We start from the raw sequence: 21,165 nt of genomic DNA, 5'->3' as shown, positions 1-21,165 counted from the left end.
AAGAAAGAGAAACTTTTTACCATGACCTCTCTCCAATATCGCATGCGATCCACTCGAACCCTTCGGCCCCTCCTGCCGGTTGCCCTGGCCCTTCTCGGAGGAGTCTGCCTGCCAGCCCTCGTCCCCACCCCCGCGCATGCCCAGCAGCAGTTTGGCATTGTTGACTTTCAAGAGTGCGCCAAGCAGTCCAAGCTAAAAAAAGACCTGGATGGCCAGTTCGATAGCTTCAAGCGTAGCATGCTGGGAATCTTTACCAAGCTCAAAGAGGGCAATGCCATCTTTCTGACCAAGCAGGAGATGGGTGAGCTCGCCGCGATCTACGAAAAGGGCGACAAGGCCACCCCGGCGGAGAAGATGCGCGCCGCGGATCTCCAGAAGAAGGCAGACCAGAGCGCGGGCACCATCACCCGCCTCAGCCAGCAAGCCCAGCTCAAAGACGATGAGAAGAAAGAGCTGGAGCGGCTCAACACCCTGCAAAACGAGGGAATTCCGCTCCTCAATGAGATCGGGGCCGAGTACGAGAAGCGTATCACGGAGAAGGGCACCGATTTTGAAAACCAGCTGGAGAAAGCAGTCAAGGACGCAGTGAAGAAAGTGGCGCAGGAAAAGAGCCTGGCCCTTGTCTTCAATGCCAATGTCGTGATCTATGCAGCGACCGACATCACTGAGGACGTGGTTAAGCTCCTCCAAAAGTAGGCGTCGCTCTGTGACGCGGGTTCCTGGTGTAGCACTTTGTATTGCTCTAGGGGTGTGTGGGTGTAGCAAGTCTGTACCCACCCCCTCCTCCACGCCTGCCCCGACTCATGCAACGGTGGACCTGGAGGCTCTTGTCCAGAGCCATGTTCGGACAGAAGCCCTCCTCGCACTCCCCGCAGGGCAGCCCGTCCCGCTGACCACACTCGTGCGTCCTGCCGCGCTTGTCCCGCTCGTGCTGACGCAGACGGCGGGCTGGGAGCAGGCGCAGCGGCGGCGGCTCCAGGGGCGTGCAGAGGTCACACGGGCCAACCAGCGGGGGATTCAGGAGTTTGGCACACGCCTCCGCGAGCGACAGGACCGTTTTTTGGAGATCAGCAAGTCCTACTTTGAGGATCAGGAGCGGCCGCAAGCGCGGAGCCAGGCCGACGACGACCGCAAGGAGGCGATGCGGACCGTGAGTGAGGAAGTGGCACGGCTTAAGGACGATCTCTCGCTGGCCCAGACCCAGTTTCAGATCTCGCGCGCCCTCGCCAGCCCGGCCAACGATACCCTCCTCGCCCCGGATGAGCCCGAGAAAGTTGCAAAAGAGGTCAAGCGTCTCCGCGCCATCCCTCTCCGTGCCCAGATTCAGGTGGACTCCCTGACCGGGGTTCGGCGCGCACGTGTTGCCTGGGAGAACGGGGTCGCACCACGCAACCCCCGTGTCCTCTACGCCGCCTCGCGCGATGCCCTAGAGACACTGTGCCAAGAGCTTGAAGACACGATCAAACGCGCGGAGCTTCAAGCGGAACAAAAGCGCCTACAGAGCGCCCAAGAGCGGGAGAGTGAGATCAAACAACGGGTGGAGCAGCGCCTTGAAGGGCTTCGTAGCCGCGACGAGACCTTCTCCTTGCGCCTCGATCAAGAAGAGAGCCTCAACCGCGTTCTCTTGGCCGAGGAGCTCCCAACACGCCGTGCCGCGGGCACACCCCCTAGCTCGGGCCTCCCTGTGAGACCGAGAGGGTCCTCTCCCCAGGTAGTGGAGAGTCGCCCCGCAAAAAGAGAAAACAACGAGCAAAAAGCTCTGGTGGCCGAGCTACGCGCTCAAGTCGAGGACATCGCCAAGCGTCGGGGGATCATCGTCTCCTTCTCCCCCCTTCCCGGCGTTCCGGATCGAACCAGAGAGTTTGCCAACTGGATAAAGGTGAGTTTGTAATGATGGGCAAAGAGCAGCGCCTCCGGACGGTGGCCGAGATAGCAGCGGTCGTGCAAGGCCAGGTTTTTGGCGACCCCGCGACCATGATCTGTGGGATCGCCTCGATAGAAGAGGCACGCTCCGGGGATATCACCTTTGCGGAGAGCCCCCGCTTCCTAGAGACAGCGCGAAAGTCTCTCGCCTCGGCGATTCTGGCCCCCCAGTCGGCCATTAGCAACGGCGACACCAAGGTCATGATCGGGGTCGAGAACCCTCGTTTGGCGTTTGCTCAGCTCCTGGACCTCTTCGCGCCGGAGCACTACGCCCCCCGTGGTATCCATCCCACCGCCGTGATCGGAAGCGATCTTGAGTACGGGGAGCTCGTCTCCTTGGGGGCACAGTGCGTGCTCGGGGAGAATGTCCGGCTGGGTAAGAACGTCACGATCCACCCGCTCTGCTATATCGGCAACGATGTGGAGATTGGCGACGATACCATTATCTTTCCCAATGTGACGATTCTCCACGGGACCAAGATGGGCAAGCGCAATATCATCCACTCGGGGACCGTCATTGGTGCCGATGGGTTTGGGTACATGCTTGTCGGTGGCCAGCACCTCAAGGTCCCGCAGATTGGCACGGTCTCGATCGGCGACGATGTGGAGATGGGAGCGAACTGCACGATCGACCGCGCCAAGACCGGCACGACCCGAATCGGCAATGGGACCAAGCTCGACAACATGGTCCATGTGGCGCACAACTGCCAGGTAGGCAACCACTGCCTGCTCGTCGCCCAGACCGCGCTTGCCGGCGGTGTCCAAGTGGGCGACTACTCGGTCTTTGCGGGCCAGTCTGGCGCGGGCGAGCACGTCAAGATCGGGGCGCGCTCGGTGATCGCGGGCCGTGGCGGCGTGATCGGTGATATCCCCGAGGGCTCGTTTGTCTCCGGCTTCCCGGCGCGGCCCCACAAGGAGATGATGCGCCAGCAGGCAGCGGCCCACCGGCTCCCAGACATGGTCAAGAAGCTTCGCGACCTAGAGAAGCGTCTCGCCGAGCTAGAGAAAGACAAAGAAAAACCCTCCGCTTGAGGAAGCGGAGGGTTTTCCTAATCGGGGCGACACGATTCGAACGTGCGACCTTCTGAACCCCATTCAGACGCGCTACCAAGCTGCGCCACGCCCCGAAGAAACGCAAGGGGAATCTTATCACCTTCTGACAGACCCCGCAACCATTCTTGAGAAATCTGCGTTAAGAATTCTGTGCAAGAAAAAAGTATCCTCTCTCAGCTCTTCCCCAAGCCGACGGGAAGAAACGGCTACGAAGACCTTGTCCGCGCCGGAGAGCTCCTGAAGACCAGCGCACTCTGGGCCGATGCGCAGCAGCAAAACACCCTCTCTAGCCGTCGCCGTGCCCTCGCCGATCCGCCGGTGCGTCAGGCGCGCGCCCTGATCGAGACCTCCGCCCTCAAGCCACTAGAGTCGCCAGTTCGGGAACTAACAGCCTCAACCACCTTTCCCGAGTACACCGGCCTGCGTGATCTGGCCCGCTTGCTCTCGGCCGAGATGCATGTGCTCTTTTCCGAGGGGCGAGCGGCCGCCGCGCTGGTGAGCTTTGCACAGGGCCTGCGTCTGGGGAGTGCTCCCAAGGCGCAGGTGCTGATTGGTGGCCTTGTCGGAGCCGCGATCGACTCGGTCTTGCTGACCCGTGTCAAGACGCACCTAGAGCAGCTCACCCCGCGTGACTGCGACCGGGTCCAGGCTATCCTGCGCGAGCACCAGGAGCAAGACCAGGGCAGTGCCTCAAAGGCTATCGCCATGGAGCAGCGCTTTGTGGAGAGCATCCTTCCCACCCTGGAGACAAGTGACCCCGCGATCTTCCGCGAGCTCTTCACTGACTCTGAGGACCCGACACTCAACCAGCTCCAGCGCCAGTTCTCGGCGCTCCAGAACAACCCTACCGAGAGAAAGCGTGTCCTAGGTGCCTTTCTCCAAGGCGCACAGCAGCACCAGGCACGCGCCCAGGCCTATCTCCTCGCTCCCCACATCCTGCCGCCCGAGCCTAAGCTCCCCGCAGGCACTCTGGAAGCGGCGCTACTCGATACCATCACACCTGCCTACCCCCGAGCCGTGGAGAACCTGGTGAAGAACAGAATCCAGTGCCAGCTCCTCTACTGCTATGCCGCGGTCCGTAAGTACAAGTGGGAGTGGGAGAAACTGCCCGATAGACTAGAGCCGCTCCGGCTCGCCGAGTGGGCGCTCGATCCCTTCACGCGTCAGCCCTTCCGCTACGAAAGAACGGAGAACGGCTACGAGCTCTACAGTGCCGGACCAGCCGATGAAGACGGAAAACGAACGCCTATTCAGCTCCCTTGGCGGAAAAATTGACGAGATGGCACTAGATGACCTATAATACAAACCAAGGATTTTTGCGGAGCCGTAACCGTCGGGATCAAACCGACGTTTATTAGGCATCTACCTGCAGGAGAAAGAAACTCTATGCCCGCATTCACATACACGGCTAAGGCCGCAGATGGCAAGACACTAACCGGAAACAGCGAGGCTGCTACCCCCGCGGAGCTGCGACAGCGTCTTACCGAGCAGGGATACACGGTTCAGAAGGTAGCCCCCGCCAAGGCAACCAAGAAGGCTACTAAGGCATCGAACCAGCCCAACTTCCTGGACCGCTTCCAGAAGGTCAAGCTGAGCGACCTGTCGATCTTCTGCCGCCAGTTCTCCACGATGATCGATGCGGGTGTGTCGCTGGTGCGCTGTCTGGACGTTCTCTCGGACCAGTCCCAGTCGCCCAAGCTCCGCCGCATTATCGCGGACCTCCGCGCCGAGGTTGAGGCCGGTAACATGCTCTCCAAGGCGATGGCAAAGTACCCCTCCACCTTCTCCAACCTCTTTGTCGGTCTTATCCGCGCCGGAGAGGTCGGTGGTGTGCTAGAAGAGTCCCTCCAGCGCCTCTCCACCTTCCTTGAGAAAGACGTCGAGCTGCGCCGCAAGGTGAAGTCGGCGATGACCTACCCGATCCTGGTCTCGGTAGTCGCTCTTGGAATCGTGATGTTCCTGACGATCTATATCGTCCCGCAGTTCCTGAAGATGTTTATCGACCTAGGGCTCAAGGCGGAGGACTTCCCCGCCATGACGATGTCCCTCAAGATCTTCTCGGACTTCCTGGTAGATAAGTGGTACATCATGATCCTCTCGGTGGTGATCTTTGTGATCGCCTTCAAGATGTTCACCCGTACCAAGTTTGGGCGCCGTGTCTACGACCGCTTCAAGCTCAAAGTCCCGGTCTTTGGAAAACTCAACCATAAGGTCGCCCTGGCCCGCTTCTCCCGAACGCTCTCGACGCTCCTCACGTCGGGTGTGCCGATCCTCCAGGCGCTAGAGACCGTTGCCGGAACCGTCTCCAACGAGATTCTCTCCGATGCCATCCTGGATGCCCGTGCCCGTGTGCGTGAAGGAGACGTGATCTCCGAGCCACTGCGCAAGTCCAAGATGTTCCCTCCGATGGTTGTCCAGATGATCTCGATCGGCCAAGAGTCGGGTTCGCTCGATACCATGCTCTCCAAGATCGCGGACTTCTACGACGGCGAGGTAGACGCAGCGATCGCCTCGCTGACCGCGGCCATCGAGCCCATCCTGATCGTCTTCCTAGGATTCACGGTCGGCTACATCGTGATCGCAATGTTCCTTCCCCTCGTCGGACTGATCCAAGGTCTCTCCGGCGACAACGGCGACGGCGACAAGTAAGCGCTACAGCAACGTAAAAACGAACCCTCTCGCACAGCGAGAGGGTTCGTTTTTTTTGCGTTTTACCGATAACATAAAGTGATGAATATTGAGTGGCCCGCGCTGCCGGACTCGTTTTGGTACTACGTTGCCTTCGCCTACGGAGCCATTGTCGGCTCCTTTCTCAATGTGGTGATCTACCGGCTCCCGCTCGGCAAGCACCTCTCCAAGCCCGCAAGCCACTGCCCCAACTGCAACCACCTCATCACGTTCTGGGAGAATATCCCCCTGCTCTCGTTTCTGTTTCTGCGAGCACGCTGTAGCGACTGTAAGGCCCCCATCTCCTGGCGCTACTTCTGTGTCGAGCTCTTCACAGGCTGTTTCTGGGCTCTGCTCTACCACACCATCGTCCTTCCCTACCAACAGCTCACCACCTGGCACTTTATCTTCGCCGCGCTGGTCTCGTCGGTGCTGATCGCGCTGGTCTTTATCGACCTGGACCACTTCCTTGCCCCAGATGAGCTCACCCGGCTCGCCTTGATCCTAGGCATTGGCCGGGATATCGCCTGTGGCATCGCGGCGGTCCTGCTGGGTGAGTGGCCCCACTTTGCCGAGACCTATCTCTACTTTGGCTGGCTCCCGATCTCCGTGGCAGGTGCCGCGCTCTACGGTGGCCTGCTCTTCCTGGTCTCGTTTCTTGGCTTTGTGCTCTACGCCCGTGTGCCTGGCGAGAGCTTCCTCCAGACCGCACGGCGCTTCTTTGTGGACGAGGCCCCCGAGACGGAGAGCGGCATGGCACTGGTCGATACCGGCGGCGAGGGCGAGGACGGCTCGGAGAGCGCTCCGCCACGCCTGGCGTTCTCCCCCCTCTTTCTCTGCGCCCTCTCGTTTCTGTCCATGGCACCGCTCATCCCCACCCTCTCGCCGGTCTTTCTGCTGATTCCCCTGACAGCCTTCTTCTTCATGACCCGTCGCGCCGATGAGACCCCGCTCCAGACAATCGCCCGCTTTGGCCGCTCTGACGACCTCGGGCTCCCGGCATCGGCGAGTGAGGAGGTCGCGGCGGCGGCAGCGGAGGCCGACCAGTTCGCCCGTGAAGCCGAGACCGGGCAGCACGGCGCGATGGGTCTTGGCGATGTCAAGCTCGCGCTCGGCCTAGGGGCGATCCTGGGGCCAGGGCTCGCCGTCCTCTCCCTTGTCTTTGCGACCTTCCTTGGAGCCACGGTCGGAGGGTATCTGGCGTTCCGCCGGGGACGTAGCATGAAGTATGGGATTCCCTTTGTCCCCTTCATGGCCGCCGGTGCGATGCTGACCATGTGCTACGGTCCGCTGCTGATCGAGAACTACCGCAAGATCGCCTTCCCTGAGAAGAAAGACGACCTTCACCTCGATATTCGTGGCCCCAAGACCCGCCAGAGAATGGGCCTTCCCCCCCTCAAGCCGGGACAGTAGCTAGTACTGGAGCGCGGCCCGCACACTCCCAAAGAGCGGCAGGTCGGTCTGGAGGAGCGTGATATTGCGCCAGATACGGCCATTCTCTTGCGCGACAATGCGTAGGGAGCGGCCGTGGGTCTGAAGCATTTGATGGAGCGAGAGCAACCAGCGGAGGCCATCACTGTCGGCCCAGCTCGCCTTGGTGGTGTCCAGCAGAACCTCGCGGGCACCAGTACGCTCGATCTGAGTGACAAGCTGCGTGACATCGGGGCCGCCGGAGAGTGGTGCATTGCAGCGCAGAAGGGCGGTTCGTCCCGCCGGATAGAGTGAGATCTTGTTCATCGTTGACCTGATTCCTTTTCGCGACCTTGCGAAAGTGTCGTTACGTCCGACACCCTTCAGTATACCGCGCAGGGTAGAATCCAAGACATGACAGAGATACGGGAGTTTAGCCACTTAGACGAGAGCGGCACGGCACGGATGGTCGATGTCTCGGCGAAGGCGGAGACGCACCGGACAGCGACAGCGCAGGGACAAGTTCGCCTTACCGAGAGCGTGCGCCAGCTCGTGGCGGAGAAAGCGCTCCCCAAGGGCGATGTCTTTACAGTGGCAAAGCTCGCGGGGATCCTGGCGGCAAAGAAGTGCGGCGAGCTCATTCCCCTCTGCCACCCGCTCCCCCTCACGGATATTCAGGTGGAGCTACGCCTCACCGAGAGCGGCGTGGCGATCTCCGCGACCGCGTCGTGTGTCGGGCGGACGGGAGTGGAGATGGAGGCTCTCACCGCAGTCAGTGTCGCCGCGCTGACGGTCTACGATATGTGTAAGGCCGTGGACAAAGGGATCGTGATCGAGGAAGTGCGGCTGGTGAGCAAGACCGGCGGCAAGAGCGGAGCGTGGCATGCCGAAAAATAACGGGATGCAGAGCTATGACGCCGCGCTAGAGCGGATCTTGGCCTCCGCAGGGCCACTCGAGACCGAGCTTGTCCCGCTGGAGCACGCACGAGGGCGAGCCATCGCCGAGGAGATTCTCGCCCTCTGTGACCTGCCCCCGTTTGATAACTCCATGGTCGACGGCTACGCTGTCCGCGCTGCTAGTGTGGGAGGGGCGTCGGAGGAACTAGGGCTGAGCCTGCCGATTATGATGGAGATTCCCGCGGGCTCTTGGCCCACGCGCCCCCTTCAAGCAGGTGAGGCGGCGCGCATCTTCACTGGTGCGCCCATCCCGGAGGGCTGCGATGCTGTCGTGATGGTCGAGGACACGGAGGAGAGTGAGGACGAGCCGGGGCGGGTCACGCTACGCCATCCCGGCTCGGGGAGCTACATCCGGCGACGCGGCTCCGACATTGCGGCGGGGAGTGTTGCGATTCCGGCGGGCCTGACCCTCGGGGCGGGGGAGCTGGGCCTGCTCGCCGCGCTCAATATCACCGACGTTCCCTGTGTTCGCCTGCCCCGTGTCGGGATTCTCTCCACAGGCGATGAGCTCATTCCTGTCGGTCAAGCCACGCTCCAGCCCGGCCAGATCCGCGACTCCAACGGCCCGGCGTTGGTCGCCGCGATTGAAGAGGCCGGAGGCGTAGTGGTGGGCCGAACCCACGCCAAAGACACCCCCGAGGCGGTCGCGGAGGCGCTGGCCCAGCTCGCGGGCTGTGATGTGCTGATCTCGTCGGGCGGGGTCTCGGTGGGCGACCACGACCACGTGAAGGCGGTTCTGGAGGCGCAGGGCACGCTGGACTTCTGGCGGATCGCGATCAAGCCGGGCAAGCCACTGGCGTTTGGGACGCTCGGGGGGGCGCTGTTCTTTGGGCTCCCCGGCAACCCCGTCTCGTCGCTGGTGACCTTTGAGCTCTTTGTCCGCCCCCTATTGAGAAAACTCGCCGGCCACACACGGGTCCTACGGCCCCAGGTGACCGTCACGCTAGCCACTCCCCTGCCCCACGCACCCGGCCGGCGGGAGTTTGTCCGTGCCAGTGTCGATTCAGACCTCCACGCCACGCCGACCGGGCTACAGGGCTCCCACCGAACCTCCAGCATGGTTGGGGCGGATGTCCTGGTGATCGCCCACGAGGACCACGGTGACTACCCGGCGGGCGCGACTCTGCCCGCCCTGGTGCTCCGCTAGATGAGCCGCCGCCACCTGCGCCTGCTCCGCGACTGCCTGCTGGCGCTCGGGGTTGGCTTTCTGATTGTTCAAGGCGGCGGTAAGCTCCTCCCCGAGACGACTCCCTTCCCGCTCTGGCTCGGTGCCCAGGCGCTGCTCTTTTGCCTCGCCGGTGTCGCAGTCGTGACCCTCATGCAGGCGCACCTGATCTTTGCCCCCAGCGAGTTTCCGCGCGATCAGCCGCTCCCGATCCCCCCGGACTCCCAGGAGCTCTGGCTGGAGCCAGGGATCCACGCCCTCTGGTTCCCCAAGCCTGGTGCCTCGGAGGCCCTGCTCTACTGCCACGGCAACGCGGGCGACCTGAGCCACCGTATTGTCTCGGCCAACACCCTGCGCCGTGAGCTTGAGGTCAGCGTGCTTGCGATCGACTACCCGGGCTTTGGCAAGTCGCGTGGCGCTCCCACCGAGGCGAGCTGCTACGCCTCCGCCCTCGCCGGTCTCACCTGGCTAACGAGCACGCAAGGCTTCCCGCTGGAGCAGACTCTTGTCCTAGGAAAATCCCTCGGCGGCGGGGTGGCGACCGAGGTCGCGCTTCGCCATCCCACCCTCAAGGCGCTGATTCTCTCCCGAACCTTCTGCTCCATCCCCGATATGGGCCGTCGCCTCTTCCGCCTGCGCCTGGGCCCGCTGGTCTTCCACCGCTTCGACAACCAGGCAAAGCTCCCCAAGGTCTCTGTTCCCGTCTTGCTCCTCTTCGGCAGCGACGATACCCTCTGCCCGCCGGTACTAGGCGAGGCGCTTCTCGCGGCCGCCAACGAGCCCAAGCGCTTGGTCGTGCTGGAGGGCGACCAGCACAACACTCCCAGTGATAGCCGCTACTACGCCGCCATCCGCGAGTGGCTCACAAAATTTTAACCAACAACCGAGCAAGCTATGCTATGATTGCCTCATGAGACGCGCCTTTACCCTCATCGAGCTTCTAGTCGTCATCGCGATAATCGCCATTCTCGCCGCCATTCTCTTCCCGGTCTTTGCCCAAGCACGTGCAAAAGCGCGGCAGGTTAACTGCCTCTCCAACATGCGCCAGCTTGGAATTGGGCTCTCGATGTACGCCCAAGACTACGATGAGATGCTTTTCTTCTTTGGGCACAATGTCGACTACTCCCGCTCCAACCCGTCGGCCCCTCTCGGTGCACTCGCTACAAATCGCTGGTGGAACCAGATCCTGCCCTACACGACATCGGCACCGAGCCTGCTGTACTGCCCCGACGATCCCAAGAAGACCCCCAACTCCACGGACAACAAGCCCCGCTCGTATGTCGCCAACCGCGCCGCGGAGTCGCTCACGTTAGCAGCAGTCGATACCCCCGCAGAGATTATCGTCGTCACCGAGAAAAACGCACAGTTCGACGACTCCTGGTTCGAGCCTCCCAAAAACCTCTACGACAAGCCGGGCTTTGGCGAGCCGGTACTTGCCATGACACGCCACCAAGGCGGAGTCAATGCCGCCTTCTTTGATGGACACGCCAAGTGGATGAGCCGCGGCTCTCTCCTGAAAGACCCGTGTGGCCTCCCCTGGTCGGGCGTGGATCTGATGCGGCGCTACCCCATCCCGCTACCCAATCCCGCACGCACTCCCTGGCACACGAACTGTCCCGGCTAGGAAGCAGCCAGAGCACTCACATCGTCCCAGCGCTTGGCATCAAAGGCGATCAGCCAGGCAAATGGTCTGCCCTTGGGATCGGTGTAGACCGCCACCGCCCCCGGTCCCTGGAGCTCCGCCTCGATCCCCGCCCCCCGCTTGAGCGGTGCTCGCTCTACCCCCGCCACAACAGCGAGCCGCTCCAGAGCCTCTCGCCCCTCTACGTACGCCATCGCTCGGCGTGTCCCAATCTTCCAAAGGGAAGCTTTCATGTCTCTCCTGCCTCTCTGCTGGGAAGTCTACCAAACAACTGTTTTCTTTGCAAGTGCTCGGGCAATAAATTACCCGGCAGCCAGCAGAGGCGTCCCGAGGACGCACCGAAACAAACTCCTTTCGCGTCCTCGGGACGCTTCTTTTTTCCTGAGACGGGGATTTTCAATCCCCGTCGCTGCCAAGGCGCGGTAGACTGTCTCCTAATGAGTGAACGCGAGGACATAAGGCTACGGCTACGCCACTGGGCCCGCTGGAAGCTCGGGGTTCCACGAGAAGCACTCCACTCCCTGGGCTGGGACGTACTCGCGGGGGCGTGCGCGGGGATCTACCTGGGCATGACCATTCCCTTCTTCACCCGAATCGCCCGCGCCGAGCTTCACGCATCGGACTTTGCGATTGGGCTGATGAACGCCGCGCCATTCGTCGGGAACCTCCTCGCGCCAGTCTGGGCACGGCAGATGGAGGGCAAGGCGAAGATGCCCTTCTGCCAGGTGAGCTGGATCACCGGGCGCTCGCTCTTGCTGCTCATGCCACTGGCGGCCACGGCTTGGGGTTTTGTGGGGATTATCGCGCTCCTGCTCTTTATCGGGACGATCAGCTCCCCCGCGTACACGTCGCTGATGAAGGATATCTACCCCGACCGTGCCCGTGGCCAGCTGATGAGCTATGTACGGATCGTCGTGCAGGCGATGACCTTCTTCTCCACCCTGATCACGGGCCGCCTGATGGACCGTGGGGTTGGCTTTGGCCCTCTCTTTGCCGTCGCAGGCGTGGCGGGCATCCTGGCAGCGGTCTTCTTTCGCCAGGTGCGGCCCCTGCCCCATATTCCCCCGCCGTCCGCCGATCCCCCGCAGCCGCTCCTGAGCTTCTTTCTCAACACCCTCAGCATCCTCAAGGAGAACGAGAGCTACCGCTGGTTCGCCCTCTCGGTGATGCTCTATGGCTTTGGGAACCTCATGGCCGCGCCGCTCTACCAGCTCTACCAGGTGGAGCAGCTCCATATTCGCCCCACCCAGATCGCCAACCTCACCAATGTGGCGTCGATTAGCTCCATGCTGGGCTCGCTGTTCTGGGGGCGCTTTATCGACCGCCACGGCGCCGCCCAGACTGTCTTCCGGGGGATTCTCCTGATCGCGTCGATCTCAGCGGTGTACTTCTTTGCCCACACGCTCTCCCTGCTCTATCTCGCGGCGTTTCTCTCCGGGTTTGGGATGGTTGGGATCGAGCTGAGCTACACGGCAAGCATCCTCAACTACGCCGAGCACGGGCAAGCCGCCCGCTACCAGGCGCTCCACTCGCTTCTCTTGGGGATTCGTGGCGTCCTCGCCCCCCTAGTCGCGCTCCCGCTCCTGCGGATCATCCACTACCAGGGAGTCTTTGCGATCACGTTTGTGTTTATGCTCATCGGGGCCTACTTGCAGTGGCGCGCTACCCGAAGCGGCGTATAATCGCCCTATGATCCCCACGATAATCGAAGTCCCGCGGAATCCACGCCGCGTGTGGATAAAAGCGTTTGTCCCCACCGTGGGCGGCTGGACACCGCCGAGCGACCTCGACGTGCTACTCGGGCTTTCCTGGCTCCCGGAAGGGCTCTTTGTCCACCTTGTCGTTACCGACGATACCCAAAGTGAGCAGCCCGGCACCGAGAATCTCTGGCAAGGCGACTCCGTCGAGCTCTTTCTGGGCACCCGTGTCGGTGAGTCGCACTATGTCCAGTTTCTCATCGGTAGCTACCATGCCAAGGTTGTGGAGGTTGATCATCGCACGCAAGGGAAAGGGCCCCTCCAGTGTAGAGTCACCAGCCAGACCGACGGCGGCCCGCCCAATACCTATGTCTTGCGGGCCTATCTGGGCTGGGCGCAGCTGGGGATCGTTCCCAAGACGGGGCTGGAGCTTGCCTTCCAAGCGGTCGTCAACGATCGGGATAGAGACGGCACCGTGCGCCAGTACGGCCTCCATCCCGGTGGGAGCGCCTACAACGACCCCAAGAAAATGATCCGCCTTCGCCTCACCCAAGAGCCGGATCACGCGCTGGAGCTAGCAACGGAGGCAGACGTCAGCCGCTTCCCCCAGACCAAGCTCGCCCTCGTTGGCCCCTTCGGGCTCGTGGGAACACCGTTCGTCATCAGGGATCGCTCCGGCACACTTGCCACAGGGCGCTTTACCAAGAAGCCCCACGGCGCAGTGGGCGAGGTTCAGCTCAGCCGTGCATGGGACGAGACGATCACGTGTGAGTTTTCAAAACGGCGGAGTCCCTTACTGCTAGAAAACCCCGCCGACATCCGTGCAAAGCTCCTCACCGATGCCAAGCTGAGCTTCTCGTCGTTCGTCTTCACCGACTCCCGCTTCCCCACTCCCGAGGTCTCGGAGCGGCTCGAAGCGGCGCTGGGCGGCGTGGCGCTCACGACGACCTTCTACGACACCAACCAAAAGCCGGTAACACAGCCCACAGCACCAGGGCGCTACGGCGCAGTCACGACGCTCAAGAGCAAGAGCGGGCTGACGCGGACGTTCTTTACGACCCTCTACAAATCGCCGGGGAGCCACGATTCCTGGCAGAAACCCAACTTCTTTGCCGGGCGTATCCCGGAGGAGCTGGGGGTCCTGCCCGAGGTGAGCAAGCTGCGGCAGGGCGAGATCGCTGAGTTTCTGCGGGAGCGCTTTCTCGCCCACCTCGACGATGACCCCAAGAGTGCGGTCTTGCTGGCAGGACTGGCGGAGTGCAAGCCCGACGAGCCCCCTGTCGCCCGCCTCAGCCCCGACGCACGCGATGGCCGCTGGTGGTGGGGCCTCCAGCAGAAACTTGGGCTCGCACCACGCCTTCGCACCGCCCTTCAGCTCCCTGCGGGCTACGACTCGGACAAGACCCGGCGCTGGCCCTTGCTGCTCTTCCTCCACGGCTCTGGTGAGTCGGGGGACAACCTCGACTTGGTCAAGGTGCACGGTCCCTGGAAGCACACCAAGGAGTTTCTGATCGCCGCGCCACAGAACCCTAGCGGCGACTGGTGGCGCCCGGAGCAGGTTCTCACTCTGGTTGAGGAGCTGGAGAGAACCTACCGCTTGGACACGACACGGCTCTATCTCACGGGGCTCTCGCTGGGCGGCTTTGGGACATGGGCCACGGCACTGCTTGCTCCCAGGCGCTTCGCCGCCATCGCACCGATCTGCGGGGCGGGCGACCCGGCGGATGCTGTGCGCCTCACCGAGCTTCCCGTCTGGGCTTTTCACGGCCTCAAAGACGACACAGTACCACCACGGCACTCTCAGGAGATGATCGCGGCCCTACAAAAAGCAGGGGCACGGGAAGCACGCCTTACGCTCTACCCCGACACAGGCCACGATGCTTGGAGCGCTACCTACTCGAACGCTGCACTCTATACCTGGCTTCTTTCCCACAGACAGAGCAGTCTTTAGCGTGACAGAACTGTCCAAGCTCGCGGTGCAGGCGTTCGCGGGCGCGGTGGATGCGGGAGCGGACGGTGCCGAGGGGAATCTGCAGGCGCGTCGCAATCGTCGCGTAGTCGAGGCCTTCCACATCGCAGAGCAGGAGCGGCGTCCGAAACGAGTCAGGGAGCTTCTGGAGCGCGAGCTGGAGCTCTTCGGAGAGCAAGGGGTTGAGAAGCCAGTCGAGAGGCGTGGGAGCACCCGAGATAGGCTCGGGGTACTCTGCGAGGGGCTGAGCGGGGCGGCGACTTGCCCGGCGTGCCTGGTCGATCCGGTTGGTGGTGAGGATACGAAAGACCCAGCGGTCGAAGCCATGGCCTTGGTAGGCATCAAAGGACTGGTACGCCTCTAGCATGGTCTCCGCAAGGAGATCGTCGGCATCGGCGGGGTTACCACAGAGGCGGTAGGCATAGGCCCAGAAGCGCTCTCGGTGCTGTGCGGCGAGCCGATCAAAGCGATGCTGGCGTGCTCTCTCGACTTCCTGCTCAACCCGTGCCCATGGTGTGGCCGCGACTCCCATGCCTTTATTCTAGAAAGGCAGGATGAAGATAGGATTAATTTTCCGGTTTAAACCAATGTTGGGGGCTTGCGCCCCCAACTTTTCCCCAACTTATTTTTTCGCTACGCCACATCGGCGGGAAGCGGCTTGCCCCGGTGGCACTGCTTGTACTTCTTGCCGCTGCCACAGGGACACGGGTCGTTCGGGTCGATCTTGCGGGGAGCCGTGGACTGGGCGGCCTCCGCCGCCGCCGCGAGGAGCGCATTGACCTCGGGGACGATCGGGTTCTCCATGACGGGGCCGCCCTCGCCGCCAAGCTCCATCGGCACGGACTCGCCGCCGTACTGCTGGAGCAGGTTGAAGATATCTTGCTCCTGCTCGAAGTCCGGCATGTCCTGCTGGAGCTGGGCCACAAAGACATTGCGCACCGTGTCGCCCACCAGCCCGGCCTGCATCTGCGAGAAGACCTCCATCGCCTCTTTCTTGTAGGCGACCAGAGGATCGACTTGCGCATAGCCGCGCAGCCCGATTCCCTCGCGGAGGTAGTCCATCGCCTGCAGGTGCTGGATCCAGGTCTGGTCGATAGTCTGGCGCAGGAGATGGCGCTCGATCTCGCGCATCAGCTCCGGCCCCACCTCTTCCTCCTTAGCATCGTAGGCTTCGTCGGCGAGGTCGTGCAGCTTCTGGGCGAGCTCGGCCTTGGTCAGGTCCTTGAGCTCGTCGTAGCTGGCGAAGTTGGCCAGCGGGAACTGCTCGTTGAGGTCGTGGTAGAGCTTCTCCTTGTCCCACTCCTCCGACGGAATCCCATCGGGGCAGTTGAGCTCGACCATCGTGTCCACGGTCTCATGGAGGTAGCTGGTGAGCGTGTCGCGCAGCTCGGCCCCCTGTAGGAGCTTGCGGCGCTCGCCGTAGATCACCTCACGCTGGACATTCATCACATCGTCGTACTCCAGAACATGCTTTCGGGAGTCGAAGTTGTGCTGCTCGACCTTCTTCTGGGCGCGCTCGATCATCTTGGAGAGGATCGGCATATCGACCGCCTGGTCCTCTTCCCACGCCTTGAGCGCGGCGAGCTGGAGGCTGTTGCGCTCGCCAAACGCGCGCCAGAGGTAGTCCTCTAGCGAGACATGGAACTTACTGGTGCCCGGATCGCCCTGGCGCCCGGAGCGGCCCCGGAGCTGGTTGTCGATACGCCGCGACTCGTGGCGCTCGGTGCCCAGGATGTAGAGCCCACCGCGTGCGCGCACTTCCTCGCGCTCTTTGGCCAGGTCCAGGTTCTCTTCCTCGGTGAGGGAGTGCGTTCCCTCGACCCCGCTGGCGGCCTGGTCGCGCCCGGTCACCACATGGGCGATCCCCGCACGGCGCCCACCACGACGGTAGGAGAAGTCGCGCTCCTTCTCTTCCTGCCCCTCGACCTCTTTGTAGTGCGAGCCTCCCAGGAGAATATCGACACCACGGCCCGCCATGTTGGTCGCGATCGTCACCGCGCCACGGCGGCCCGCCTCGGCGATGATGCGTGCCTCTTGCTCGTGGTACTTGGCATTGAGGACATTGTGGGGAATCCCGTACTCCAGCGCCTCGCGCAGTGCCTTGAGCTGGGCGGTCACGAGCTCCGTGGAGACCTCGGTGGCGGACTTGCCATGGAGTGCGACCAGGTTCTTGACCGCGTTCTCATCGGCCTTGTCCAGCCCCAGTAGGCTCGCAAACGCCGCGACCTGGGCCTCGTCGGTCATCTTCGTGCCCATGCCCAGCTCCTTGGCGAGCGGCGCGAGCATCGGCAGGTTGAGGTCGTCGACACGCCGGTTGAGCACTGCGGTGAACTGGCCGTACTTCTCTTCCCCGAGCTCCTTGCGCTTCTCTAGCAAGCGTGCGCGCAGGATCGTGATGGCGGAGAGGAGCTCCAGTGCCTGGAAGGTCAGGCGGGAGCTGACCCGCTCGCTCATCTCAATAGAGCGAGTCCCCACGAGGAGCGGTTGCTGGCGACAGTGGACCGTGAGCACCTCGCTGGCGATCCCGCGCAGCTTGGCCTCCAGGCTCTTGTAGATCATGTCGGCGACATCTTTGCGCTGCATGGGCTTGTTGGTAGGCACCTGCACCACATCGAGCGCGTAGATCTTGCGGAACTCGTCCTCTTCGGTCTTGGCGGTTCCGGTCATGCCCGCGAGCTTGGCGTAGAGGCGGAAGTAGTTCTGGATCGTGATGGTCGCGAGGGTCTGCTGCTCGTTCTCGATCTTGATCCCCTCCTTGGCCTCGACCGCCTGGTGCAGGCCATCGGACCAGCGGCGGCCAAACATCAGGCGCCCCGTGGACTCATCGACAATCACGATCTCGGGCTTGCCCTCCTGGTTGGGCTTGACCACGTAGTCGATATCGAGCTCAAAGACCGCATGGGCCTTCAGAGCCGCGACCGCGTGCTGCATGTACTCCAGGTTCTCCATCGACGAGATATCCTGGATATCGTGGCCCATCTTGCGGAGGATCTCTTCGACCTTTTCCATGCCCCGCTCGGTGAAGGTGGCGTTCTTGGCCTTCTCGTCCACGGTGTAGTCTTTTTCGTCGGTGGTGGTGTCGTACTTGTCTTTCTTGGCCTCGCCCTTCTCAAGCTGGGGCATGATGCTCGAGAAGACATAGTAGAGCTCCGACGAGCGCTGGGCCGTGCCGGAGATAATCAGCGGGGTCCGGGCCTCGTCGATTAAGTTGGAGTCGCACTCGTCGATAATGGCGAACCAGTGACCACGGTGCTGGACAACATGCTCCAGGGTGGGGGCCATGTTGTCGCGGAGGTAGTCAAAGCCCAGCTCGGCGCTGGTGGCGTAGAGGATATCGCAGGCATAGGCATCGCGGCGGTCGTAGGTCTGGCGGGCGTACTTAAAGCGCTCATCGAGGCCATCCACCGACGGGTCTTCGTAGCTGGGGTCGTAGATAAAGGTCCCACCGCCCTCGCCCGTCTCCGGGGAGTGCCCCTGCAGAATCCCGACCGTCATCCCCAGCGCCGCGTAGACCGGCCCCATCCAGATGGCATCGCGCTTGACCAGGTAGTCGTTGGCCGTGACCAGGTGCACTCCCTTGCCCGCGATGGCGTTGAGGTAGGTCGCCAGGGTCGAGGTCAGGGTCTTGCCCTCGCCGGTGCGTAGCTCGGAGATACGGCCATCGTGCTGGACCATGCCCCCGATGAGCTGGACATCGAAGTGGCGCATCCCCAGCGCACGCCAGCCCGCCTCGCGGCAGGCGGCAAACGCCTCGACCAGGATGCTATCGAGCGCCTTGTCGTAGGCGGCGCGGAGCATCTTGGGGTCGGTGTACTCGCTCTCATCGCCGACGGCGTCCTTCACCCGCTGGCGGAACTCGTCGGTCTTGGCCTTGAGCTGCTCATCGGTTAGCGCCTTAAACTGCGGCTCGATCGCGTTGATCTTCTCCACGACCTTGCGGTACTTGCGGACATCACGCTCGTTGTTATCAAAAAGTTTTCGTAGGAAATCCATGGTTATTCTGTGGTTCTCACTTAAATTCACGTTCCCGCACGATAAACGTGGGGCTATGGGGCGTCGTGCCTCCGCCGCCTCGCTTCGCTCGGATAAATCTTGTACCGACGAGGGACGAGGAGGCGGCCGAAGGCCCCATAGCCTGACGTTTACCGTCGAGGTTGCCCGACGTTTACCATCCGGGACACAATCAACGAAGAAGAGTTCTAAGCGGCGTGCGGCGGTGCACGAGAGCCATAGGAGAGTCGCTCCGCAGAACGGAGGGTGGTTGTGAGGGTGGGATAGAGCTGCCGGGCAGCGCAGAGCTCCGGGAGCGCGACCGTGGCGCGGGTTGGGGCGAGGATCGCCAGAGCGTTCTGCTCGGAGGCGGGCTCTAGGCGAATGACCTTCAGGCGCCCGCTCTGGGCGGCGGCCTTGATCGCCTCTTCCTCTTCGGTGGTCGCCCGCCGGGGAGAGACCGCCGACTCGCTTGGCACCATCGCCACATTGGCCTGACGCAGCGCCGCCAGCACCACCGCCGCCGTGCTCGGGGTGAGCAGGAGGGTGGAGAGGAAGACAAGGCTCCAGGTCCAGATAGGCTGACGATGAACGATGCGGCTCATAGGAAATTTCGCTAGGGAATATTGTATCATCTAGGCCATGACCTACGCGACACTCTCCGGGGTTGGCATCCACACCGGCCAGCCCTGCACCGCGACTCTCACCGCCCTCCCCCCCGGCTCCGGCATTGTCTTTGAGACGGCGCAGGGGACGATTCCTGCGCGCGCCGAAAACGTGGTCGAGACCCTCCGCTGCACCGTCTTGGGAAGCGGCGGCGCACGCCTCTCCACCGTGGAGCACCTGCTCTCCGCCTGCGCGGGGCGCGGAATCACCGACCTGAAGATCACGGTCGATGGCCCCGAGCTCCCCATCCTCGATGGCAGCGCCGCAGGCTGGGCAGAGGTGCTCCCCCAGAGCCCGCTCGTGCTCCGGGAGCTTACGGAGCCAGTTATTGTGACGGGTCGCGGAGGAGCCTTTATCGCCTGCTACCCCGCCGAGCACCTCACGGTCACCTGCGCGATCGCCTTCGAGCACGCGCTGGTCGGGACACAAGTCGCACGCTTTGCCCCCCCTGCCCCCACCAGCGAGGGAGACTACGCCCGTGAGATCGCGCCAGCTCGGACCTTTGGGTTTATTGAGGAAGTGCAAAAGCTCCTCGATGCCGGCCTGGCTAAGGGCGGCTCGCTGGACAACGCGGTGATTGTCTACCCCGATCGCTACGAGCCCGCCCTGCGCTTTGACAACGAGCTGGCACGGCATAAGCTTCTCGACCTCCTCGGTGACCTCTACCTTACCGGTTTTCTGCCAAAAGCGGATATAATCGCCATGAAACCCAGCCACAGGCTAAACTGCCAGCTGGCTTCACTTCTGTCGAGGACTGATCTTGAGTAACGAAATATCCCTGCCCATCGAGGCAACGACGCTGCTGCGCATCTTGCCCCACCGCTACCCGTTTCTACTGGTAGACCGTGTCCTGGAGCTAGACCCGGGCAAGCGCATCCTGGCACGTAAGAACGTGACGATCAACGAGCCGCACTTTGTTGGGCACTTCCCTGAGATTCCGATCATGCCGGGAGTCCTTCAAATTGAGTGCATGGCACAAGCGGGCGGTGTCCTGCTGCTCCTGGAGCCCGGCAACGAAGGCAAGCTCGCCCTGCTCACCGGAATCGAGAAGGCCCGCTTCCGGCGCAAGGTCGTGCCCGGCGATGTTCTCGAGATTGAGATCGTCGTCACCAAGACACGTGGCCCGATGGGCTGGATCCACTGTGAAGCAAAAGTCGATGGAAAGATCGCCTCCGAGGCGGAGATCTCCTTTGCTCTGGCGGAAGGGAGAATGAGCGAGCTATGAGTACCCCCAAGATTCACGCAACCGCGGTGATCGATCCGTCGGCCCAGATCGGCGAAGATGTGGAGATCGGTGCCTACACGGTGATTGGGCCGGACTGTATTGTCGGCGATGGGACGATCCTCGGGCCGCACGTGGTCCTGGAGCAGTACACCGAGCTGGGCAAGCTCTGCCAGGTCCGAGCGGGCGCGGTGCTCGGTGGCCCCCCGCAGGACAATAAGTTCAAGGGCGAGCGCTCCTTTGTGCGGGTCGGTGACCGGACCCAGATTCGCGAGTTTGTCACGATCCACCGCTCCACGGGCGAGGACGAGGCCACGACAATCGGCGATGACAACCTGATCATGGCCTATGTCCATATCGGGCACAACTGCAATGTCGGCAACAAGGCCATGCTATCGTCGTATGCCGGACTCTCCGGACACATCTATATCGAGGACAACGTGATTGTCGGGGGCATGATCGGGATGCACCAGTTCGTGCGTGTCGGCCGCTACGCCATGCTCGGGGGGTACTCCAAGGTGGTCCAGGATGTCCCGCCGTTCATGCTCGCCGATGGCCGCCCCGCCGATATCCTCGACCTCAATGTCCGCGGGCTCCGCCGCGCCGGGATCGACACCAACACCCGCAACGCACTCAAGCAGGCCTACAAGCTGCTCTACCGCTCCAACATGAACCGCACCCAGGCCCTCGAAGCCATCGCGGAGGAGCTGGAGCCCAACCCGGAGCTGGACTACCTCGTGCAGTTTATCGAGCGCATGAAGGACGGAACGTCGGGGCGGCAAGACGACCGCCCGCGCCGCTAGC

At 62.5% G+C, this 21,165-nt stretch carries 20 protein-coding genes, 1 tRNA gene and 3 pseudogenes; 15 read left to right on the top strand and 9 right to left on the bottom strand.

Features of this window, described 5'->3' with window-relative positions; translation table 11 throughout:
* Positions 1 to 42: 42 nt before the first annotated feature.
* From HNQ39_RS18330 to lpxD, 3 genes are all read left to right on the top strand, one after another.
* Entirely contained in the window at positions 43 to 696 is a 654-nt protein-coding gene (locus HNQ39_RS18330) for an OmpH/Skp family outer membrane protein (RefSeq protein ID WP_184199792.1), read from the top strand.
* Between the two features lie 115 nt (positions 697 to 811).
* Complete coding sequence (locus tag HNQ39_RS18325; RefSeq protein ID WP_184199789.1) at positions 812 to 1,891, top strand: hypothetical protein; 1,080 nt, start codon at positions 812 to 814, stop codon at positions 1,889 to 1,891.
* Positions 1,891 to 2,955 (top strand): UDP-3-O-(3-hydroxymyristoyl)glucosamine N-acyltransferase, encoded by a 1,065-nt coding sequence (gene lpxD, locus HNQ39_RS18320; protein WP_184199786.1) that lies wholly within the window; start codon positions 1,891 to 1,893, stop codon positions 2,953 to 2,955. Before HNQ39_RS18325 ends, lpxD begins: the two co-directional genes overlap by 1 nt.
* 21 nt (positions 2,956 to 2,976) lie before the next feature.
* Here the strand turns inward: lpxD and HNQ39_RS18315 are convergent.
* Positions 2,977 to 3,050, bottom strand: a tRNA-Pro gene (locus tag HNQ39_RS18315).
* Between the two features lie 76 nt (positions 3,051 to 3,126).
* Between HNQ39_RS18315 and HNQ39_RS18310 the strand changes: the two genes are divergently transcribed.
* The 3 genes from HNQ39_RS18310 (at position 3,127) to HNQ39_RS18300 (ending at position 7,056) form a co-directional block, all read left to right on the top strand.
* Positions 3,127 to 4,251, top strand: coding sequence for a hypothetical protein (locus HNQ39_RS18310; protein ID WP_184199784.1), 1,125 nt, complete (start codon positions 3,127 to 3,129; stop codon positions 4,249 to 4,251).
* A gap of 111 nt (positions 4,252 to 4,362) precedes the next feature.
* On the top strand, positions 4,363 to 5,625 hold the full coding sequence (locus HNQ39_RS18305; protein WP_184199781.1) for a type II secretion system F family protein: 1,263 nt from the start codon (positions 4,363 to 4,365) through the stop codon (positions 5,623 to 5,625).
* An 81-nt stretch (positions 5,626 to 5,706) separates the two neighbouring features.
* Positions 5,707 to 7,056, top strand: a complete 1,350-nt coding sequence (locus HNQ39_RS18300) for a prepilin peptidase (protein ID WP_184199778.1) — start codon at positions 5,707 to 5,709, stop codon at positions 7,054 to 7,056.
* Here the strand turns inward: HNQ39_RS18300 and HNQ39_RS18295 are convergent, their stop codons facing one another.
* Positions 7,057 to 7,380, bottom strand: a complete 324-nt coding sequence (locus HNQ39_RS18295) for an STAS domain-containing protein (RefSeq protein ID WP_184199775.1) — start codon at positions 7,378 to 7,380, stop codon at positions 7,057 to 7,059.
* A gap of 96 nt (positions 7,381 to 7,476) precedes the next feature.
* On the opposite strand from HNQ39_RS18295, the gene moaC reads away from it, so the two are divergent.
* From moaC to HNQ39_RS18275, 4 genes are read left to right on the top strand one after another with little or no spacing between them, the layout of a single operon-like run.
* Positions 7,477 to 7,950: a cyclic pyranopterin monophosphate synthase MoaC gene (gene moaC / locus HNQ39_RS18290; protein WP_184200449.1), complete on the top strand. Its 474-nt coding sequence runs from the start codon at positions 7,477 to 7,479 to the stop codon at positions 7,948 to 7,950.
* A gap of 4 nt (positions 7,951 to 7,954) precedes the next feature.
* Positions 7,955 to 9,157, top strand: a complete 1,203-nt coding sequence (locus HNQ39_RS18285) for a molybdopterin molybdotransferase MoeA (RefSeq protein ID WP_184199772.1) — start codon at positions 7,955 to 7,957, stop codon at positions 9,155 to 9,157.
* Complete coding sequence (locus tag HNQ39_RS18280) at positions 9,158 to 10,051, top strand: alpha/beta hydrolase (protein WP_184199769.1); 894 nt, start codon at positions 9,158 to 9,160, stop codon at positions 10,049 to 10,051.
* A 34-nt stretch (positions 10,052 to 10,085) separates the two neighbouring features.
* The gene (locus tag HNQ39_RS18275; RefSeq protein ID WP_184199766.1) at positions 10,086 to 10,799 is read left to right on the top strand and encodes a prepilin-type N-terminal cleavage/methylation domain-containing protein; all 714 of its coding nucleotides are present in this window, start codon (positions 10,086 to 10,088) and stop codon (positions 10,797 to 10,799) included.
* Here the strand turns inward: HNQ39_RS18275 and HNQ39_RS18270 are convergent.
* On the bottom strand, positions 10,796 to 11,050 hold the full coding sequence (locus HNQ39_RS18270; RefSeq protein WP_184199763.1) for a hypothetical protein: 255 nt from the start codon (positions 11,048 to 11,050) through the stop codon (positions 10,796 to 10,798). The two genes, HNQ39_RS18275 and HNQ39_RS18270, sit on opposite strands and share 4 nt — an antisense overlap.
* Before the next feature lie 204 nt (positions 11,051 to 11,254).
* On the opposite strand from HNQ39_RS18270, the gene HNQ39_RS18265 reads away from it, so the two are divergent.
* Complete coding sequence (locus HNQ39_RS18265; RefSeq protein WP_184199760.1) at positions 11,255 to 12,499, top strand: MFS transporter; 1,245 nt, start codon at positions 11,255 to 11,257, stop codon at positions 12,497 to 12,499.
* Positions 12,500 to 12,506: 7 nt separating this feature from the next.
* Entirely contained in the window at positions 12,507 to 14,465 is a 1,959-nt protein-coding gene (locus tag HNQ39_RS18260; protein WP_184199757.1) for a prolyl oligopeptidase family serine peptidase, read from the top strand.
* Here the strand turns inward: HNQ39_RS18260 and HNQ39_RS18255 are convergent.
* The 6 genes and pseudogenes from HNQ39_RS18255 to HNQ39_RS18245 all read right to left on the bottom strand — a co-directional run bounded on the left by HNQ39_RS18255 (position 14,404) and on the right by HNQ39_RS18245 (position 19,078).
* On the bottom strand, positions 14,404 to 15,015 hold the full coding sequence (locus HNQ39_RS18255) for an RNA polymerase sigma factor (RefSeq protein ID WP_184199754.1): 612 nt from the start codon (positions 15,013 to 15,015) through the stop codon (positions 14,404 to 14,406). The two genes, HNQ39_RS18260 and HNQ39_RS18255, sit on opposite strands and share 62 nt — an antisense overlap.
* 101 nt (positions 15,016 to 15,116) lie before the next feature.
* Positions 15,117 to 15,287, bottom strand: a complete 171-nt coding sequence (locus tag HNQ39_RS30855) for an SEC-C metal-binding domain-containing protein (protein ID WP_425503578.1) — start codon at positions 15,285 to 15,287, stop codon at positions 15,117 to 15,119.
* Between the two features lie 174 nt (positions 15,288 to 15,461).
* Positions 15,462 to 15,971, bottom strand: a pseudogene (gene secA / locus HNQ39_RS30850) (preprotein translocase subunit SecA); the annotation flags it as partial.
* 113 nt (positions 15,972 to 16,084) lie between these two features.
* A pseudogene (locus HNQ39_RS30845) lies at positions 16,085 to 16,559 on the bottom strand (preprotein translocase subunit SecA); the annotation flags it as partial.
* Positions 16,560 to 16,952: 393 nt separating this feature from the next.
* Positions 16,953 to 18,476 (bottom strand): annotated as a pseudogene (locus HNQ39_RS30840) (preprotein translocase subunit SecA); the annotation flags it as partial.
* Between the two features lie 206 nt (positions 18,477 to 18,682).
* Positions 18,683 to 19,078, bottom strand: a complete 396-nt coding sequence (locus tag HNQ39_RS18245) for a hypothetical protein (protein ID WP_184199750.1) — start codon at positions 19,076 to 19,078, stop codon at positions 18,683 to 18,685.
* Positions 19,079 to 19,115: 37 nt separating this feature from the next.
* Between HNQ39_RS18245 and lpxC the strand changes: the two genes are divergently transcribed.
* The 3 genes from lpxC to lpxA are packed head-to-tail and all read left to right on the top strand — an operon-like array spanning position 19,116 to position 21,164.
* The gene (gene lpxC, locus HNQ39_RS18240; RefSeq protein ID WP_184199748.1) at positions 19,116 to 19,907 is read left to right on the top strand and encodes a UDP-3-O-acyl-N-acetylglucosamine deacetylase; all 792 of its coding nucleotides are present in this window, start codon (positions 19,116 to 19,118) and stop codon (positions 19,905 to 19,907) included.
* Entirely contained in the window at positions 19,900 to 20,364 is a 465-nt protein-coding gene (gene fabZ / locus HNQ39_RS18235; protein WP_246385669.1) for a 3-hydroxyacyl-ACP dehydratase FabZ, read from the top strand. The genes lpxC and fabZ overlap by 8 nt, the downstream gene beginning before the upstream one ends.
* Entirely contained in the window at positions 20,361 to 21,164 is an 804-nt protein-coding gene (gene lpxA / locus HNQ39_RS18230) for an acyl-ACP--UDP-N-acetylglucosamine O-acyltransferase (protein WP_184199746.1), read from the top strand. The genes fabZ and lpxA overlap by 4 nt, the downstream gene beginning before the upstream one ends.
* Position 21,165 lies beyond the last annotated feature (1 nt).

This window comes from Armatimonas rosea, from assembly GCF_014202505.1.
Taxonomy (GTDB): domain Bacteria; phylum Armatimonadota; class Armatimonadia; order Armatimonadales; family Armatimonadaceae; genus Armatimonas; species Armatimonas rosea.
Note: the sequence above shows the minus strand (reverse complement) of the source record. Positions and strands in the feature narration are given on the sequence as shown.